The 343-nt window shown below is 63.0% G+C and carries 1 protein-coding gene; it reads left to right on the top strand.

The window, feature by feature from the left end:
• Nucleotides 1–274: 4Fe-4S dicluster domain-containing protein (locus tag AB4Z53_RS35530; protein ID WP_441600133.1), on the top strand; the 274-nt coding region annotated here is incomplete at its 5' end.
• Nucleotides 275–343 lie beyond the last annotated feature (69 nt).

Raw genomic sequence — 343 nt, 5'->3', positions numbered from 1 at the left:
GAACACCAACCACGAGGAGGATCAGCCGGTCCATCTGCAGGTGAAGGACATGGAGCTGCAGAAGCGCTCCGAGCACGACATCTATGCCGGCCCGTCGACGCGCTACTGTCCGGCCGGGGTCTACGAGTGGGTGGAGAAGGACGGCAAGCCGGTCTTCGTCATCAACGCGCAGAACTGCGTGCATTGCAAGACCTGCGACATCAAGGACCCGAACCAGAACATCAACTGGGTGCCGCCCCAAGGCGGCGAAGGCCCGGTCTATCCGAACATGTGAGTTCGGGAGGCGGGCCGCACGGACCGCCGCAAGGGAATGTCGGCGAAGGCCCGGTCTATCCGAACATGT

The organism is Ensifer sp. 2TAB8, from assembly GCF_052115125.1.
In the GTDB taxonomy this organism is placed as follows: Bacteria; Pseudomonadota; Alphaproteobacteria; order Rhizobiales; family Rhizobiaceae; genus Ensifer.
This window is presented reverse-complemented; position numbering and strand designations above follow the sequence as displayed.